15 protein-coding genes are annotated in these 19,317 nt (G+C 31.1%); 9 read left to right on the top strand and 6 right to left on the bottom strand.

The features are described 5' to 3' along the window. Positions 1-40: 40 nt before the first annotated feature. The 7 genes from APS56_RS10060 (at position 41) to APS56_RS10030 (ending at position 9,291) form a co-directional block, all read left to right on the top strand. On the top strand, positions 41-1,456 hold the full coding sequence (locus APS56_RS10060; protein WP_054727710.1) for an alpha-L-fucosidase: 1,416 nt from the start codon (positions 41-43) through the stop codon (positions 1,454-1,456). Between the two features lie 40 nt (positions 1,457-1,496). Beyond that, positions 1,497-2,351 (top strand): alpha/beta hydrolase, encoded by an 855-nt coding sequence (locus tag APS56_RS10055; RefSeq protein ID WP_054727708.1) that lies wholly within the window; start codon positions 1,497-1,499, stop codon positions 2,349-2,351. Positions 2,352-2,413: 62 nt separating this feature from the next. Continuing rightward, positions 2,414-6,448, top strand: coding sequence for a hybrid sensor histidine kinase/response regulator transcription factor (locus APS56_RS10050; RefSeq protein WP_054727706.1), 4,035 nt, complete (start codon positions 2,414-2,416; stop codon positions 6,446-6,448). A 190-nt stretch (positions 6,449-6,638) separates the two neighbouring features. After that, on the top strand, positions 6,639-7,163 hold the full coding sequence (locus tag APS56_RS10045; RefSeq protein ID WP_054727704.1) for a DUF2975 domain-containing protein: 525 nt from the start codon (positions 6,639-6,641) through the stop codon (positions 7,161-7,163). Positions 7,164-7,168: 5 nt separating this feature from the next. Beyond that, the gene (locus tag APS56_RS10040) at positions 7,169-7,375 is read left to right on the top strand and encodes a helix-turn-helix domain-containing protein (RefSeq protein WP_054727702.1); all 207 of its coding nucleotides are present in this window, start codon (positions 7,169-7,171) and stop codon (positions 7,373-7,375) included. Positions 7,376-7,412: 37 nt separating this feature from the next. Beyond that, positions 7,413-7,862 carry a DUF3157 family protein gene (locus APS56_RS10035; RefSeq protein ID WP_054727699.1) on the top strand — a complete coding sequence of 150 codons (450 nt, stop codon included), beginning with the start codon at positions 7,413-7,415 and terminating at the stop codon, positions 7,860-7,862. 172 nt (positions 7,863-8,034) lie between these two features. Further along, positions 8,035-9,291, top strand: coding sequence for a Y-family DNA polymerase (locus tag APS56_RS10030; RefSeq protein WP_054727697.1), 1,257 nt, complete (start codon positions 8,035-8,037; stop codon positions 9,289-9,291). 78 nt (positions 9,292-9,369) lie between these two features. Here the strand turns inward: APS56_RS10030 and APS56_RS10025 are convergent, their stop codons facing one another. Beyond that, entirely contained in the window at positions 9,370-10,434 is a 1,065-nt protein-coding gene (locus APS56_RS10025; protein WP_054727695.1) for an endonuclease/exonuclease/phosphatase family protein, read from the bottom strand. 135 nt (positions 10,435-10,569) lie between these two features. Here APS56_RS10025 and APS56_RS10020 point away from each other — a divergent pair, with 135 nt between their 5' ends. Both APS56_RS10020 and APS56_RS10015 read left to right on the top strand, forming a co-directional pair. Further along, positions 10,570-13,389: a TonB-dependent receptor gene (locus APS56_RS10020; RefSeq protein WP_054727694.1), complete on the top strand. Its 2,820-nt coding sequence runs from the start codon at positions 10,570-10,572 to the stop codon at positions 13,387-13,389. An 11-nt stretch (positions 13,390-13,400) separates the two neighbouring features. After that, on the top strand, positions 13,401-14,834 hold the full coding sequence (locus APS56_RS10015; RefSeq protein WP_054727692.1) for a DUF5689 domain-containing protein: 1,434 nt from the start codon (positions 13,401-13,403) through the stop codon (positions 14,832-14,834). Positions 14,835-14,947: 113 nt separating this feature from the next. Here APS56_RS10015 and nadD read toward each other — a convergent pair whose 3' ends face one another. From nadD to APS56_RS09990, 5 genes are all read right to left on the bottom strand, one after another. After that, positions 14,948-15,526: a nicotinate (nicotinamide) nucleotide adenylyltransferase gene (nadD, locus tag APS56_RS10010; protein ID WP_054727690.1), complete on the bottom strand. Its 579-nt coding sequence runs from the start codon at positions 15,524-15,526 to the stop codon at positions 14,948-14,950. A gap of 9 nt (positions 15,527-15,535) precedes the next feature. Next, positions 15,536-16,123 (bottom strand): guanylate kinase, encoded by a 588-nt coding sequence (gmk, locus tag APS56_RS10005; protein WP_054727688.1) that lies wholly within the window; start codon positions 16,121-16,123, stop codon positions 15,536-15,538. A 47-nt stretch (positions 16,124-16,170) separates the two neighbouring features. Beyond that, on the bottom strand, positions 16,171-17,028 hold the full coding sequence (locus APS56_RS10000) for a YicC/YloC family endoribonuclease (RefSeq protein WP_054727686.1): 858 nt from the start codon (positions 17,026-17,028) through the stop codon (positions 16,171-16,173). Between the two features lie 91 nt (positions 17,029-17,119). Then, positions 17,120-18,892 (bottom strand): SLC13 family permease, encoded by a 1,773-nt coding sequence (locus APS56_RS09995; RefSeq protein ID WP_054727684.1) that lies wholly within the window; start codon positions 18,890-18,892, stop codon positions 17,120-17,122. A gap of 17 nt (positions 18,893-18,909) precedes the next feature. Then, on the bottom strand, positions 18,910-19,266 hold the full coding sequence (locus tag APS56_RS09990; RefSeq protein WP_236778409.1) for a DUF202 domain-containing protein: 357 nt from the start codon (positions 19,264-19,266) through the stop codon (positions 18,910-18,912). Between the last annotated feature and the right edge of the window lie 51 nt (positions 19,267-19,317).

The raw sequence follows: 19,317 nt of genomic DNA, 5'->3' as shown, positions 1-19,317 counted from the left end.
ACTTTATAGTTCTTTAAAACCAATAAAACTATATCATAAAATGAAGCATTACCGTTTATACCTTTTAGTTTTTAGCAGCATTTTATTAAGTAATAGTTTTGCGCAGACACCCGATAAAATGGATTGGTGGAAAGATGCAAAGTTTGGAATGTTTATGCATTGGGGTTTATACTCTCAAACAGCAGGCTATTGGGAGGGGCGTATAGCAAAAGGTAATGAGCACTTTATGATTCATGAAAAAATTTCATTGGAAGAGTATGGTAACATTGCCAATGATTTTAACCCAGTAAACTACAATCCAGAACAGTGGGTACTTACTGCAAAACAAGCGGGGATGAAGTATATTATCATTACTTCTAAGCATCATGATGGTTTTGCTATGTTTAATTCACCTTCAAACAATTATAATATTGTAGAGCGTACGCCTTATGGTAAAGACCCTATGAAAGCATTAGTTGAAGCATGTCATAAACACAACATGAAATTTGGATTTTATTATTCTTTGGGGCGTGATTGGGAAGACCCAGATGTGGCAACTAATTGGCCTCATAAAGGTGGACGAAGTAATTTAGTAGATTATCCAGATGAAGATAAAAAAGTGTTTAATCATTACTTTGAAAGAAAAGTGAAACCACAAATAAAGGAACTGCTAACTCAATATGGTAAAATTGACGTTATTTGGTTTGATACTCCAGAACTTATTAGTCCTGATGAAAGTAAACAATTACGGGAATTAATATTAAATATCCAGCCTCATTGTATTATTAATAGCCGAATTAAGCATGGGTTTGGTGATTATGAAGTAAAAGAACAAAAAATAAGTGAATACTTAGAAGTAAAACCATGGGAAGCTTGTATTACCATGGGTAAAAATTGGGGGTATATTGAATACGACACTATTTATAAATCTTCAGAGTTAATGACACGTCAATTATTAGAAATAGTAAGTAAGGGTGGTAATTTATTATTAAATAATGGTCCAACAGCTAAAGGCGAAATTACAGAATTAGCTCAAAAACGGTTGAAGCAAATAGGAGATTGGATTCAAAAAAATTCAGAAGGTATTTATGGATCTAAACCATGGAAAGTTCAGGGTGAATATTTAGATGGAGTTAAAAAGCAAGTACATAATGTCAATCTTTCTGAGGAAGAAAAAGCTATGAAGGACAACGCATACGACGCCACTTCAAAAGTTATTTTTCCAGAAGTGAGATTTACAACAAATAAGGGGGCTATCTTTGCTTATGTTTGTAGTGTTAAAGAAAACAGTGTTCAAATAAAAACGTTCTCAACTAAAAGTAAAATTAAAATCAAATCTGTTACTCGATTAGATAATTCAGAAAAAGTAGTTTGGAAACAAACTAAAACGGGTTTACATTTAGATATTCCAGAACATTCTAAGAATGATATTCCAATTACAGGTTTTAAAATAGAAGTCACTCAAAACTTGGAATAGCTGTTTTTTTGGAATTATTAAATATTACTATTAACTAATAATGAAGTACTTTAAGCTACAGCTTCTAATTATTTTACTTTCTTTAGCCATGGCAGCTCAAGATCGAGCCATTATTTATTTATGGCCTGATGCTGTGCCAGGAGAAACTGAGGAAAAACATCCTGCTGTTATATCTGACAATGTTTCTGGAGGGGTGACTCGACTAACTGATGTAACAAACCCAATTTTAACAGTTTTTTTACCCGAAAAGCCGAATAATTCCAAAGCAGGAATCATTGTATGTCCAGGGGGTGGTTATAGTATTTTAGCTATTGATAAAGAAGGTTATGAAGTTGCAGAATGGTTAAATGATTTAGGGTACACTGCTTTTGTACTTGAATATCGTGTTCCCAAGAAACAAAAAGGAGCAGCTCAAGATGTACAACAAGCTATTAAATTAATAAGAAGTAAAGCATTAAAATTTAACTTAGACACACATCAAATAGGTCTTATTGGTTTTTCCGCAGGAGGACATTTATCTGCACTGGCTTCAACCAATTATAAAAATAGTTTTTATAAGAAATCAGATTATTTAAGCGATATTTCACCCAGGCCAGATTTTACTATGCTTATCTATCCTGCATATTTGGATAAAGGAGAAGGTAAAACTATAGACGCTAATTTTAAATTTGATGAGCAGGTTCCTCCATTTTTTATTTTTGGAACTGCAGACGACTATTATGGTAATAGTAGCTTAGTCATGGCTCAAGCATTACGTAATAATGAAACGTCAGTAGAATTACATGTTTATAATAATGGCGGCCATGGGTATGGTTTACGAAAAGGAAATACAGCAGCTGAAACTTGGCCAATTTTAGCAGAAAAATGGCTCAAAAATATTACAAAAAAGCATTGACTCTTAATGATATTCCAATTAAGAGGAGAAAAAACATCTTAAAATAGTAAAACTTAGTTTTAATGACGTACCGCTTCATTATATCGTTGTACATCGCATTGTTCTTTTTAAACTCATATTCACAGAGTATTAAATTTGAACATTATAATGCAAACGGTGGTTTATCTCATAATTCAGTTCGTCAAATTGTTCAAGACAAAAATGGGTTTTTGTGGATAGGTACCTTTTCTGGTTTAAATAGGTTTGATGGTTATGAATTTAAATCGTATTTAAGTTCTGCTGAGGGCCATAATAAAATTAATAATGATGACATAACTGCCTTAAAATTAGATCAAGAATCAAATCACCTTTGGATTGGCACCAGAAAAGGGTTATCGTTATTAAAATTAAATACTTATGAGTTTACTACATTTTTAACAGATCCTAATAATTCTAATAGTTTACCAGACGAAGAAATACGTTCTGTGTATGTAGATAAGCATAACCGTATATGGGTTGGTACAAAAGATAAAGGTCTTTACCTGTTTCATTTAAAGGAAGAACGATTTGAAAAAATAAATCTGCCTGGTTTTAATTATATAAAGGAAATTTTTGAAGATTCTTTAGGTAATATATGGATAGGGAGTTATAATACGGCAGCTTTAGCGAAAATAAATTTAAATTCTGCTGGAAGTATAAAACAAGTAACGAATTATTCACTTAATATTCCTAATTCCACCGATATAAACCCATATATAAATTTTATTTATGAAGATGGCAAAAAAGATATTTTTATTGGAACGAGAACAGGCTTATATAAATTAAATAAATCTACCAATGAGTTTATAAATCTTTACATTGAAGATGATGAAACAAGAGATGCTTTAGGTCCTTATTTTGTGTCTGTAGCACAAGCACCAGATGGTAAATATTGGGTTGGCACTCTGGGAGGTCTTCTTGTATGCAATCGCTTAGAAGATATAAGTATAGGAAAGTTTGTTAATCATTACTCTATTTTAACAGACCAAACCTCTTTAGTTGACAATTTAGTGTCTGCCTTATATTTTGATACTTCAGGTATACTATGGATAGGAACCGAAGATGGATTAGATAAATATGATCCCTTTGAAAACCAATTTAACATTAATAAGGATATTTCCCAATTTATAGGTAATCAAGCACCCAGAATCCGTGGATTTGCAAAAACTTATGATAAAAAAATAATTGTTGCCACTCGTCATAATGGTCTTTTTATTTCAGACAATAACAACTTTATACCTCTTTATAACAATCAAAAAGACATAGCTAGTATCTATTCTATAGACGGAAAAACGTTTTATTGTGGGTTGTGGAATGGAAAATTATTAATTTATGATTATGACATAAATCAATCTAAAGAAATAGATGTTGGTTTTACTCAATTCCCAATATCAGCCTTCGAAAATTTAGGTAACAATAAGCTAATGATTGGAACATTTGGTGAAGGTGCCTTAATATTTAATACAGAAAACACAAAAAATAAATTATCTAACAAAAAATTACTTGGCTCAAGCAATATTAATAAAATTATTAAGGATAGTTCGAATAATGTTTGGTTTGCTACAGAAGCTGGCGTCATAAAATATAAATTGGAAACAGACACATTTGTTACATACGCCTCACCTATTAATGGAAGCGTTGGTTTACCTCATTATAATGTTAGTGATATTATTTTTGATAAAAATGGAAAACTTTGGGCTGCCACTAGAACTGGGTTAAGTTATTTTGATAACCATAAAGACGATTTTTTACCTTTAAATAAACCAGAAGAATTAGCAGGAAAATGGGTTACAGATATGCTTCTTGATTTTAATGGCGATTTATGGTTAAATATAAATAATAATAGTGTTGCTCGGCTAAAAGTAGATGGTAGTGGTTATAATATTTATCATGTAAATAGTGGAAATAGGTTAGACTACTTTAGTTCTAAAGGATTTTATAATCGAGGAAAATCAAATATTTATTTAGGTGGTAAAAATACGATTATATATTTTTCACCTTATACCATACAAGAAAACGAACAATCACCTAAACCTATCATTACTGAAATTAAAATTCAAAATGAAACCTTATTCCCTGGAAAAGAAATCAATAATGAAATACCATTAAAACAAGACATAAATTTAACTAAAAGCTTAACACTTAATTACAATAACAGGAATTTTTCATTTCAATTTTCTTCACCATCTTATTCTAATGAGCGTATAAATAAATTTGAATATCAATTAGAAGGTTTTGATGATGATTGGATACAAGCCAGCAGTAATTCCAGAACGGTTCAGTACACGAACTTATACCCTGATGATTATGTGTTTAAAATAAAATCAAGTAATAGCGATGGACATTGGAGCGATGTGGTTTCATACAATATAAAAATTAAACGTCCGTTTTGGTTGACATATCAGGCACTTTTTCTTTTTTTATTATTGATATCATTAATCTTTTATTTAATTAGACGTGAGATTAAAAATCGAATTCGCCTTAAACAAGAATTAGTAACAGAAAAAGTAAACAGAGAGCGCGATATTAAATTAAACAATGAAAAATTAAGGTTTTTTACGAATATTTCTCACGAGTTAAGAACGCCTTTAACTCTTATTTTAGGTCCTGTAAAACAGCTTCTTGAAGAAAGTAAAGAACAGAGTAACGATTACCAAAAAAGTAGATATAATCTTATACATCAAAATGCGAGTAGGTTACTAAATTTAGTAAATCAAGTACTTGATTTTAGAAAAGCACAAACAGGTGAGCTTAAGCTTAAAGTCTCTAAAACAGATATTTTACTATATACCAAAAATACATTTGATTCTTTTAAGGAGTTTGCTTATAATAAAAATATTCAGTTAAGTTTTAACACTGAAGACGAATCGCTTTTTGGTTGGATTGATAAAGATAAATATGATAAAATTCTTTACAATTTATTGTCTAATGCCATAAAATTTACTAATAAATTTGGGCATGTAGATTTGTATGTAGGCTTAAAAAATGAAGATGATGGCTATTTAATAATGGAGGTAAGTGATGATGGTATAGGGATTCCTTTTAAAAGTCAAGAAAAAATATTTACACGATTTTATCAAGCAACAAATAGTAAAGAAAACAACACAGGGTCAGGTATTGGTTTGTCTTTGGTTAAATCTTTAGTAGAACTTCATAAAGGTAGTATTAAAGTACAAAGTACACCTAAAAAAGGCAGTGTGTTTACTGTTAAAATCCCTATAAAACAAAGGTTTTATAGCAAAAAAGAAATCTTTGAAATTATTACAAGTAAAGATGATCAATCGCTAATTGCTCCTATTCCTATTAAAAAAACAACAAGCAATACAGAGATTAAAGAAAAAATATTGGTTATAGAAGACAATCTGGAACTTCGAAAATATTTAATTGATTACCTCTCCAATTACTACAAAGTCTATGAAGCTGAAAATGGTAAAGAAGGGCTTCAACTTTGCAGACAAATAAAACCTATTTTATGTGTAGCTGACATTATGATGCCTGTTATGGATGGTCTTCAGTTTTGTAAGGAATTGAAAAATGACGAATTTATAAGTCATATTCCCGTTATTTTATTAACTGCACTTTCTGAAAATGAAGACAAGGTAAAAGGTTATGATGTTGGAGCAGATGGCTATTTGGTAAAACCTTTTGATCCCTCCTTGCTAAAATCAAGAATTGTAAATATTATTAAAGCACGACTAGAATTAAAATCTAAGTTTTCTGTTGATGCTGAAAGCGAAATCGATTTGCTTACACATTCGCCAGTAGATAAAACACTGATGGAAAAAATATCAAAACTTATTGAAAAAAACCTTAGTAATTCAAATTTAACAACCAGTTTTTTGTGTGATGAATTAGGCATGAGTTCTTCAAAACTTTATAGAAAAATTAAAGAATTGACAGATTTGGCTCCTAACGAATTTATTAGAACAATTAGGTTAAAAAAATCGGTTCAGTTACTTAAATCTAAAAAATATAATGTATCAGAAGTTACAGATTTAATTGGCTTTAATGACCCCTTATATTTTAGCCGCTGTTTTAAAAAGCAATTTGGCTATCCTCCTAGTAAACTTTTAAAATAGATGAGTTTGATCTTTACAATACTATTTTCTCTTGTACCTTTCAATAAATTTAGCTTAATGGTTTTTTTACTTGTTAAAAGACTTTACAATTTAGAACAATAATTAGAACACTCATTATCAATTAAAAACGATTAAAATTATTGATATTCGATAATTTTTTATAAATTTGTTATTGTTAAACAATAATTTTATGAAAAAAAACACGAATGTTTTAGTCGTTTTCACTTGGGTGATTTTGGTTTATTTAGTATCTATATTACTTAATGATTTAAGTGAATTTAATTTGAGTCAATTTGAAAATTTCCAAAATTGGACAAAAATAGCTGATAAAAAAACCAATGGGTTTCTTTCAAGAAAAATAATTGAGTGGAGTTATTATATTATTTGTGCAGGTTTGTTTTTTTGGAAAGGATATCTTATTTATGGGTTTTCTTATTTCTTACCTATTCTTAAAGAAGTTGAAAACGGATATTATTTTAGTGACAAAATTATTAAATATTTTAAAAAAATTGGAGATATTTTTATTTCATACACTATCGGTGTTTTGATTTTAAAAGTTTTTTTGGTAGTCATTGAAAAGTCTGTATTTAACCTTTTTAACGAGCTTAAATCAGAGTTTACATTTTTAATCCCAGTGGGATTCGCATTTTATATTTTAGCAGAAATATTTAAACAAGCAAAGGACGTTAAAGCAGAAAACGATTTAACCATATAAGAAGTATGCCAATACATGTAAATTTAGACATTATCTTAACCAAACGAAATATGAAAAGTAAAGCGTTGGCAGAAATCATTGGTATTACTGAAGCTAATTTATCCATATTAAAATCTGGCAAAGCCAAAGCAGTACGTTTTTCAACTTTAGAAGCTATTTGTAAAGCATTAAACTGTCAACCATCCGATATTTTGGAGTATGTTGAGGAATAAAATGTATTTTTGAAGAGAATTTAAAAGCTTTTTTATTATGAAAATATGCATTTTGGTTTTTATATGCCTTATTTCAATCATTGGTTTTTCACAAAATAATTATATTGTAAAAACAGATGATGGGCGTCGTGTATTATTAAAAGCAGATTATACTTGGGAATATATTGATGTAGAAACTTCTAAATCAAATACCATTGCAAAAGAAATTTCTATACCAGAGGAAAACGATAGTTGTATTCTGTCAGATGATTTTGTTGAGCCTCAGCTGAACAAAAAGATACAAGCTCAATTAAAAAAAGGACGTGCAACGATAGACCACGTAAAAGCAAAAGTTGCTAAAGAATACAATTGTAGTGTTGAAGATGTTTTGCTAACATCTGTTTTGGAGCAAAAATCCAAAGCAACATATTATTTTTGTGTAAAAGGAAAAGAAGTGGCGTATAAGCGTGTTGGCAATAGTATTATAGAAAAGAAGAAGCTTTTTTAAGTGCTTATATTTTAAAAAGGATTTTATTTATGTTTTCTCACTAAATAAAACTAATGATATAATAAAAACCCTTATTTAAATATTAAAATTCTCCATAGATTCTTTAGTATATTCGGAATGAATTTTTCTGAACTTCTCCTTAAATAAATCAAAATCTTGTACCTTTACTTTTATGTATGCTTTAGTAGATTGTAATAATTTTTATGCGTCTTGCGAACGTACTTTTAATCCCAATTTACGTAACAAACCCATTGCTATTTTAAGTAATAATGATGGCTGTGTTATTTCACGGAGTGATGAAGCTAAAGTATTGGACTTGCCCATGGGAGCTCCTATTTTTAAGTGGGAAGGTTTTTGTAAAGCGAATAATATTTTAGTGTTTTCGTCTAACTACCCCTTGTATGGCGATATGAGTAACCGCGTAATGAAAATATTAGAGCAGTTTACGCCTGATGTGGAGGTATATAGTATTGATGAGGCTTTTTTAGAGTTTAAAGGTTTTGATAATTATGATTTTGAAGATTATGGAGTTCAAATTAGAACACGTATTTTAAAATGGACAGGCATTCCTACTTGCGTAGGAATAGCTCCAACAAAAGCATTAAGTAAAGTAGCCAACAAAATTGCTCGGAAATATCCAAAACAAACCAAAGGGGTTTATGTAATTGATTCTGAAGAAAAACGCATTAAAGCAATCAAATGGATAAAAATTGAAGATGTTTGGGGTATTGGACGCCGATTAGCCAAGCGCTTAAAAGCAAAAGGCTGTAGCACAGCATTTGATTTTACTCAACTTCCAGATGATTGGGTGCGTAAAAACTTTTCTATAACCGAGTGGAAACTTAAAAAGGATTTGCAAGGCATTTCAGAAATAAAGTTAGATGAGGTTAAAACCAAACGTGCCATAGCTACTACACGAAGTTTTGAATATACCTTTTCAGATTTAGATAATATAAAAGAACGTATTTCTACTTTTGCCACGAGTTGTGCTGAAAAACTGAGAAAACAAAATTGCAGTTGCCACATAATTTATGTAATGCTAAGCAGCGATAGGCATAAAAAAGATTTGGTACAATATCGTGCAAGCAAAGCTATTAGTTTAGCTTACCCAACTGATTCTAATTTAATAATTAGTCAAGAAGCTGTTCGTGCTGTCACGCACATTTTCAAGAAAGATATAAAATATAAGCGAGCAGGTGTTATTGTTATGGGACTGGTGCCAACAAATAATCATCAATTGGATATGTTTGAAAATGAGAACCCCAAACATAAACCCTTAATGCGTGTTATAGATGGATTGAACTCTAAATATGCCGATTATAAAGTAAAATTGGGTAACCAAGATTTAAAACACACATGGAAAATGCGACAAGAACGCTTGTCTCCACGCTATACTACCAATATTAATGATATTATAAAAGTAAAATAAAAACCATTTTGGCAAATTAGTTGTGCCACATTTGAAAAATGAACGATAAAAATAATAATATTTGTAATTACTTACCGTTCATTTATCGTTAAATTTTTCAACCTCTTTAATGACGTAAGTATATACAGGAAAGTGGTCGCTATAACCGCCTGAAAAGCCACCGTAAGTCCAACTTCTAAAAGGATAACCTTTATAAGGACCTGTTGTAGTTATTAAATAATTTTTATTAAAAACACCAGCTTTGTAAAATTGAAATGACGAATAATCTTTTTCTAATAGAGATTTTGATATAATAATCTGGTCAAATAGGCTCCATGCATCTCGGTAGGCTGTTGTACCAATACCATCTTTATAAAAATTTTCAAAAGGATTGAAAAATTCTCTTAGGTCTATACGATTTTTATTTTTTTTAGCTTTTAGAATATCTTTAACACTGGTGTTTATAGGGTCATCATTTAAATCACCCATAATAAAAATCTTAGCATAAGGGTTGTTTGATTGCAATGAATCCACAATGTGTTTACTGAGTTTTGCAGCTGCCACACGTTTGCTTCTACTATTTTCTTCTCCACCTCTTCGTGATGGCCAATGATTTACGATGATATGAATCATATCATTTTCCAATAAACCACTTACTAATAACTGATCTCTTGTGTAAATACGTTTTCCATTGTTATCATAAATTTTAAGTTCATGTTTGCTGGTATACAATGGTTTAAATATTTTTTTTTGATACAATAACCCTACATCAATACCACGTATATCTGGAGAATCATAATGCACAATGCCGTAATTTTTATGTCGTAATGTAGAATCATTTACAAGAGTTTCTAAAACCTCCCTATTTTCAACTTCTGAAACTCCTATAATAGCCGGTGTGTTGTTAGTGACATCAAAGCCAATATCGGCAATAACACGTGACATATTTTGTATTTTTTTGCTAAAAGCATTGGTGCGATTTGCTTTTAATTCCATTATAGGGCTTGCCTCATCATACTTTGTGGGGTCGTTAATGGTGTCAAACAAATTTTCTAAATTATAAAAAGCAATGGTATGAATTTTATAGGTTTTTTTGGTTTGGGCATTCAAATTTGAAAAAACAATCACCACAAAAGAGAAAAACATATATGTAAGGTGTTTCATGTTATTTTTTTGTAAGATATTGATTTTTAATTGCAAAGTTCAGATCAAAAGTATATATTTATTAGTAAGTATTTTAGTTTACGGTTCTAAGTTCTCATTTATTTTAAACCTAATATAGTTATTATATTGATGCGTATGAGGTTATTTATAGTTGTTTTTTCATTCGGAATATTAAGCTGTTTTTCCATTATAGCTCAGCAAACTATTATAAGTGGCAGTGTAAAAGAAGACATTACATTTGAGCCAATTTTTGATGTTACTATTTCTATTGAAAGCACCAATCAATCTGTCAAAACAGATGCTTTAGGGAAATTTGTATTTTCTGAGAATGTGCCTTTGGGTGAACAAATTTTAAGAATTTCCAAAGATGGTTACATAACAAAACGATATCCCATTGTAGTTAATAAAGGTGCCGTTGTAGATATTTTGGATATGACTTTAGCAGTAGATTTTTCTCAATCAACCGATTTATACACGATTACACTTACTGATGATGAATTGGATGATGATATGGGTGGTGCCGATAATATTTCAGGTTTGTTGCAGTCGTCTCTTGATGTGTTTCAGCGTACTGCAGCTTTTGAATTTAGCACCTCTTTTTTTAGATTACGAGGTTTAGATTCTGATAATGGTTCTGTATTAATTAACGGTATTGAAATGAACAAACTCTTTAATGGAAGACCTCAATGGAGTAATTGGGGCGGACTAAATGATATGATGAGAAATCAAGAACTAACCTCTGGTTTAATGCCCTCTAATTTTAATTTTGGAGGGATTTTAGGAACTTCTAATATCAATACCAGAGCTAGTCAATATCGATCAGGAGGACGGGTTACTTATTCATCTTCTAACAGGAGCTATACCAATCGGTTGATGGCGAGTTATGCATCAGGTTTGTTAAAAAATAATTGGGCTTATGCTTTTTCATTGGGTAGGCGTTTTGGTCATGAGGGCTATCAAGATGCCACGTTGTATGATTCTAATTCCTTTTTTCTTTCTATTGAAAAGAAAATTAATGAAACACATAGTTTGAATTTTACGGGGCTTTATACACCTAATAGACGCGGAAAATCATCACCAAACACGCAAGAAGTTTATGACTTAAAAGGTATTACATACAATGAATATTGGGGTTGGCAAGAAGGTGAAAAACGAAATTCTAGAATTAAAGAGGTTGAAGAACCTATTTTAATGCTTAATCATTTTTGGAATTTAAATCCTAAAACTGTTTTAAATACCAATGTTGCTTATCAATTTGGCACAATGGGAAATAGCCGATTGGATTATACAGGTACCGATTTGGTAAATGGTTTTCCTGAAGGAGGGGGTGCTAATCCAAGCCCGAGTTATTACCAAAAACTACCCAGTTATTATGAGCGACAATTTCCAAACGATTTAGGGTTTGCTTATGTATCTGAACAAGAATTTTTAAAGGACGGACAGATACATTGGCAGGATGTATACGAAGCTAATATTGCAAATGCCAATCGTGGTGGTAATGCTATTTATGCCTTGTATGAAGATCGCGTGGATGATAAACAGTTCTCATTTAATTCCATTTTAAATAAACAAATCAATACATATATTTTGTTTAATGCTGCAGTAAGCTATAAACAATTAAAATCTGAAAATTTTGCTGAAATCATCGATCTTTTTGGAGCAAACGGTTATTTGGATGTAGATGGTTTTGCAAATGATTTTGTGAATAATCCTGATGCCATTCAAAATGACTTATCAAACCCAAATAAAATTGTAAGAGAAGGGGATGTATTTAAATATCATTATAATATTCATGCTAATATTATAAATGGGTATATACAAGCTCAATTTAAGTATAATAAAATGGACTTTTATATATCTGGTAGTCTTACTAACACCCAATACCAAAGAGAAGGAGTTTTTGAAAATGGATCTTTTCCTAAAGATGCTTCTTTTGGGAATGGTAAAAATATTAGTTTTATGGGATTTGGAGGAAAAGTTGGCTATATCTATAAAATATCTGGAAAACATATTTTAGATATTAATTTAGGCTATATTTCAAAAGCTCCATCTATACAAAATACCTTTTCAAATTCCAGAGAAAATCATAATGTTGTTCCCCATATTACCGAAGAAAAAATTTACTCTTTTGATGCCAGTTATATTTATAGAACGCCTATTGTAAGGGCAAAATTAACAGGCTATCATACACAAATTAAAGACGCAAATGAAATATCATTCTTTTTTGCAGATGGTATTGGGGCCATTAATGTATTTGAAAATTCAGGATTTAATGAAGATGCCAATTTTATTCAAGAAATTCTGCAAGGTATTCAAAAGAAACATTTTGGAGTAGAATTTGGATTGGAAGCCAATGTAACTCCCACTTTAAAACTAAAGGGTGTAGCATCTGTTGGTCAATATACTTATGATAATAACCCTAATTTGTATCTGTCTTCTGAAGATTTTACAGATATTTATATAGGAAAGTCGAATTTAAAAAATTACAAATTAGCTGCGGGGCCACACACAGCATATTCTGTAGGATTTGAATATCGAGACCCCGATTATTGGTGGTTTGGAGCGGCGGTAAACTTTTTCGATAATATTTATGTTGATATAAGTCCTCTTACCCGAAGTGTCAATTTTACAACGGATTCAGATGGTTTACCTTTTAATGATTACGATGAAAATATTGCCAGTGAGCTACTTAAACAAGAAACCTTTGATGATTATATGATTGTTAATTTAACGGGTGGGAAATCTTGGCGAGTTGGGAGCAATTATATAGGTTTTTTTGCAAGTGTAAATAATCTGTTAGATGTTGTTTACAAAACAGGCGGTTTTGAGCAAGGCAGAAATGCTAATTACAGGCAATTAAGGGACGATAAAGCATTAAATAAACCTGTTTTTGGTTCAAAATATTGGTATGGTAGAGGTGCTACTTATTTTATAAATGTGAATTACAGGTTTTAAAATTTTAAATTATGAAAATTAAAATAAAGCTATTAATACCGTTTGTTTTAGGTGTTTGTTCAATATCCTGTGTCCAAGATGATGAATATAATATTCCTGATATTAGTATTAGAGAAGTGGATATTCCAGCTAATAGTATTACAACTTTTAAAGCTATTATGAATCGTTATGAACAAGCTGTAGCAAATGGAAATGCTACGGTTAGAATACAAGATGAACAGGATTTGTATATTCAGGGGTATGTAATTTCTAGTGACCAAGCGGGTAATTTTTTTGAAGAGTTAATCATTCAGAATAAAATTGATGATAGTAGCTCGGATGCTGATCCAAGATTAGGGCTTAAAGTGGAAATAAATGTTCCTAGTTTATATAATACTTTTGAAGTTGGCCGAAAAGTATACGTAAAAATCAACGGACTAACCATTGGTTTGTCCAATGGTGTGGTGGCAATTGGTAAAGGTGATGCTAATAATGTAAAGCAAATTCAAGCATCTGAATACCGAAATATCATCATTAGAGGTACTGAAGTAGCAACCATAACACCTAAAGTAATCAATTTGTTTGATTTAACAAGTCAAGATAGAAATACGTTGATTCAATTAAACGATATGCAAATGAATAGATATGAATTAGGACGTACGTTTGCAGGCGAAAGTTATGATGAGTTTGATGGTTTTAGGTTTATGGAAAGTTGCCAGTCTGGCGTTTCTTTGTTACTCCAAACAAGTACATTTTCAGATTTTAAATCTTTAATAATTCCCAACGGAAAAGGAAATATTCAAGGTGTTTTTGCAAGGGATTTTGGTGATGATTTTGATGTCTTTATAATAAATAGCTCTGCCGACATTAATTTTGATGAAGCACGTTGTGACCCAATAGAGTTAGATTGTGGGTTGACAGATACTGCAGGAACAGCCAATTTATTTTATGAAGATTTTGAATCACAAACAAACAATCGACTTATACAAGGTAATGGTTGGATCAATTATATTGAGGCAGGATCTGAAGGCTGGGAAGGGTTTTCATCAACATCCTCTAACGCTTCCTTGGGACGTTCGGCAAGAGTACAAACAGCCAGTTCGGGCGATTTTAGTAATATTACATGGCTAATTACGCCGGCTATAGATTTAAATAACTATCACAATGCAACGCTTCGTTTTAAAACATCCAATAGCTTAGCAGATGGTAGTTTTTTAGAAGTTCTATATTCTTTGGATTGGGATGGTAATGAAGCGAACATTACTTCTGCAACTTGGGGAGTATTACCAGCAGCTTATATTGTAAAAGATACCGATTCTTTTGTGCCATGGTTTAATTCTGGAACCGTAGACTTGTCCTGTGCCACTGGCATAATGCATATTGCTTTTAAATATACAGGGAGTGGTCAAGATGCTTATGATGGGGTATATGAACTGGATGACGTTAGTATTGATTATGTGCCTTAGTTTTATAATCAGGGATAAAGAAACTTTTAATGCTAACGTTACTGTTTTCAACATGAGCTGAGTTTGGATTCATTTATGCAAATTATAAGTAAAAACATTGAGGGAATGCTTACTTATCTATAAAACCCCATTTCATCTAAATATTTCCAAACATATTGAGGGAGCATTGGCTCTATGTTTTTGCCTTCTTTTATAGCGTTTCGTATGTAGGTAGAAGATAATTCCATAATGGGAGCATCAATAAAATGTATTTTTTCGTGGTTGTTGAACTGGGTCTCTATTTTGCCATCTGAAATTCTTGGGTACACATAAATATGATGGTTTTCAAGAATTAATTCGTAGTTTTTCCATTTATGGAACCCTTTTAAATTGTCCTCGCCCATAATTAAAGCAAATTGATGGTTAGGGTACTTTTCTTCTAAATAAACCAACGTATTTATAGTATAATTGGGCTGAGGTAAGTTGAATTCAATATCACAAGGTTTTAGTTTTGTATATTCTTTAGTAGCTATATACACCATTTCTAAACGCTCATAGTTGTTTAATAAAGTACTTTTCTTTTTAAAAGGGTTGTGAGGGGTTACTACAAACCAAACTTGATCTAAATCGCTGTGTTCTACTATGTAATTGGCAATTACTAAATGCCCGATGTGAATGGGATTAAACGAGCCAAAATACAATCCTATCTTCATTTGATTTTTTTAAGAATTCAAAAAATCACTGACTACAAGTTCAGCGTTATTAAGTGCTTTATTTAAGTCATCATTAATAATAATGGTATCAAACAAAGGAGCTGTAGCTAACTCTGCAGACGCTTTTGCTACTCGCATATTTATTTTGTCCTCGGTTTCTGTTTTACGTTTTTTTAATCGAATTTTAAGAGCATCTATACTTGGTGGTTTTACAAAAACAGCCAAGGTTTGCTCTGGAAATTTACGTTTTATACGCAAACCACCAGATACGTCAATATCAAAAATAACGGTTTTTCCCAAAGCCCATATACGTTCTACTTCGGTTTTTAAGGTACCATAAAAATTGTCGCGATACACTTCTTCCCATTCTAAAAATTCATCGTTTTTTATTTTAGATTTAAATTCTTCAGCAGATAAGAAATAATAATCTTTTCCATTAACTTCTTCACCTCGTTTTGCTCTAGAAGTGGCTGATATTGAAAATTCTAAATTAAGTTTTTCAAGTCCTAACAAGTGTTTTACAATCGTGGTTTTTCCAGAACCAGAAGGTGCTGAGAATACAATGAGTTTATTTTGTTTGTTATTTTCTTTTTTCAAAAGGAATTAATTTTTTGATTGAGATTAAGACTGAGCACGAGTATTAATTATAAGACATTTAATAATTGTTCTTTAATTTTTTCCAGTTCGTCTTTCATTTGCACTACTAATTTTTGCATGGCAGCATAGTTGCTTTTAGAACCAATGGTATTAATTTCTCTACCAATTTCTTGAGTGATAAATCCTAATTTTTTTCCATTAGAATCATTAGAGTTGAGTGCAGATATAAAGTATTCTAAGTGGTTTTTAAGACGAACTTTCTCTTCTGTAATATCATATTTTTCAATATAATAAATCAATTCTTGCTCGAATCGGTTTTCGTCATATTTTTCTTTAAGGTCTTCAACACCTTTATGTAAACGTTCTCTAACTGCCGAAACACGTTCAGGGTCTATATCAATAACGTTATCTAAAAGCGTTGCAATGGTTTGTACCCGGGTTTTAAAATCTTGTTCTAAAACTCGGCCTTCGTCAAGTCTATAAATATTGATGTTTTCAAGTGCTGATTTAGTTTCATTTAAAACAGCTTTCCATTCATTTTCATCAATATCGGTACGCTCGGTATTTAAAGCATCTGGAAATCGAACAGCCATTTTAAGTAATTCGGTTTCATCGCTATTTACTATGTCTTTAAGTTGTTTAATGTATTGTTTTACAACTGGTGTATTAATTTGTGTTGTAGTTTCTTCACCTGTAATTTCAACAAAAATAGAAAAATCTACTTTGCCTCGTTCTAATTTTGAGGCAATAAGTTTTCTGATATCTAATTCCTTTTCTCTGTAAACAGAAGGCATTCGGGTATTCAAATCTAGGTTTTTGCTGTTGAGTGATTTTATTTCTATGGTAATCTTTTTTGTTGGTAATTGTAAAACAGATTTACCATACCCTGTCATTGAATATATCATTGGTTGATTTTTTATGTGTTACAAAGGTAATTAAACAATTTTGGTTTCAACAAAAAGCTGTAAATAAAGGATTGATAATTTATGAGTCAATCTACTTAAAAGGAAAAAAATATGGTATAATAAAAGTGGCAGATAGCCAAATTAAAATATTTAAAGGGGTTCCCATTTTTAAAAAGTCATTGAATTTATAATTTCCTGGCGCATAAACCATGGTGTTGGTTGGGTAACTCATTGGAGTCATGAATGTTAAGGAGCAGGCAAACATAACGGCTATTAAGAATGGGCGCTCACTAATTGCCATGGCTTGTGATAACATGATTACTATTGGGGTCATTAATGCAGCTGTTGCCTTACTAGAAATTAGGTTGGTTGAAATAAAGGTTACTAAATATAGTAAGCTTAACGTTATTTGAGCATCGTATTGTCCTAAAGTTTCTTTAATGTAGTGAGCAATAAGTGTAGCACCTCCTGTTTTTTCTAAAGCGGTTCCCATTGAAAGTACACCAGCCATCATAAAAATAACTTTCCATTCTACAGCTTTGTAGGCTTCATGAGGTTTTAATATTCCTATTACAATCATAAGTAATGCGCCAACCATAGCACTAATTAAAATAGAAGTTAGATTTAATGATGCAGTTAACACGACACCAATACCAATTAAAACAGCAGGAATGGCTTTTTTGTAGTTGGTTTTTTTCTTTGTGTATTCGGAAAGTTTAACAATTAAATTTTGAGATTCTAAATTGTTAATTTCTTCCTCTTGGCTCATAATTAATAGCATGTCGCCCTCTTTTAAAATTGTATGGGTTAGTTTATCATAAAGAATTTCACCACGTTGCCGAATTGCTAAAATGGAGGCGTTATATTGTCTTCTAAAATTGATAGATTTTAAAGTGTTATTGGATAGCCCAGAGCCAAAAGGGATAATAGTTTCATAAATATTATAATTTGTGCTTTCTTCTTCTGCTTTTTGCATGCGTTTGTTGCCTTTAATAGCATAACCATCTGTATCTAACAATCTTGAAAGTGTTTCTGGTAACACAAGTACTTTTAAAATATCAGCTTGCATTATTTTAGTTTCTTTATTAAACTCATGAACTAAAACACCTTGGCGTAAAATGGAAAGAATATTAACATTAAATTCTTTAACTAATTTTGAGTTTGTTAAAAGGATGTTTATGTCAGTACAGTTTTCTTCGATATAAATTTCTGTAATGTATTGTTCAGCTTTTTTTATAAGTTCATTTTCTTTATTCCTACGCCTAGGAAGTAGCAGTGGACCAATGAAAAAAATATATATAAAACCAATAGCTAAAAGGCATAAAGCGGCTTTAGTAAACTCAAACATACCAAATGGTTCTACACCATATTTTTCTGCATAGCTACTAATTAATATGTTGGTTGATGTACCAATAAGGGTGCAAGTACCTCCAAACAACGCTGCAAATGAAATAGGCATAAGCAGCATACTAGGACTGATTTTAGTTTCTTTACAAACGGTTAAAGCAATAGGAAGTAAGAGAGCTACCACGGCTGTATCATTAATGAATGCAGAAAATACACCAGAAATTAAACAAAATACAACAAGTGCTATACTGTAATGTATTTTAGCTAATTTAATAATTCGGTGGCTCAATCCGTTTAAAATGCCTGAACTAAATATGCCTCCACTAACAACAAAAATACAACCTAAAGTTAAGGTTGCTGGATGATTAAATCCTGAAAACCCTTCTTCTGGACTTAATACACCAGCTATAATAAACAAAGCCATGATAAGTATGGAGGTGGTATCAATAGAAAAATAATCTTTAACAAAAAGAAAGACTCCAACAATAATTATAACGATGGTTATTAATAAATCCATAAAAGAATAGAGATTACTTAACTGTTTTTATTTTCTTTTTCTTCAGAAATATAATACAAGCGTTTTAGGCTTTTTTTGAGTAATGTAAAACGATAAACGCCGATTATAAAAAAAACAGCACTAAATATCAATGATAAAATGGCCAAGTATTTAAAATTTGGAAAACCTTTTAATTGAAAAAATGCAATACTTCCTAAAAGGAGGTATAATGATGATCGGATGTAAGACAACAGTGTGCGCTCGTTTGCTAAACGAGTACGCTCAATAGCTAAATAATCTCTTAAAATAACTTCTTCGTCTGGTTTAAAATCACGACCAAAACGTAAGAGTTTCATGTTTTTGATTTTTAGTGGTGCTTTTATAATACGTTTCATAAGTTTATTATTTGTGAATTGAGACCATACACGTGTAAAACTTTGTTTTAA

The sequence above is a fragment of the Pseudalgibacter alginicilyticus genome, assembly GCF_001310225.1.
GTDB classification, from domain to species: domain Bacteria; phylum Bacteroidota; class Bacteroidia; order Flavobacteriales; family Flavobacteriaceae; genus Pseudalgibacter; species Pseudalgibacter alginicilyticus.
Note: the sequence above shows the minus strand (reverse complement) of the source record. Positions and strands in the feature narration are given on the sequence as shown.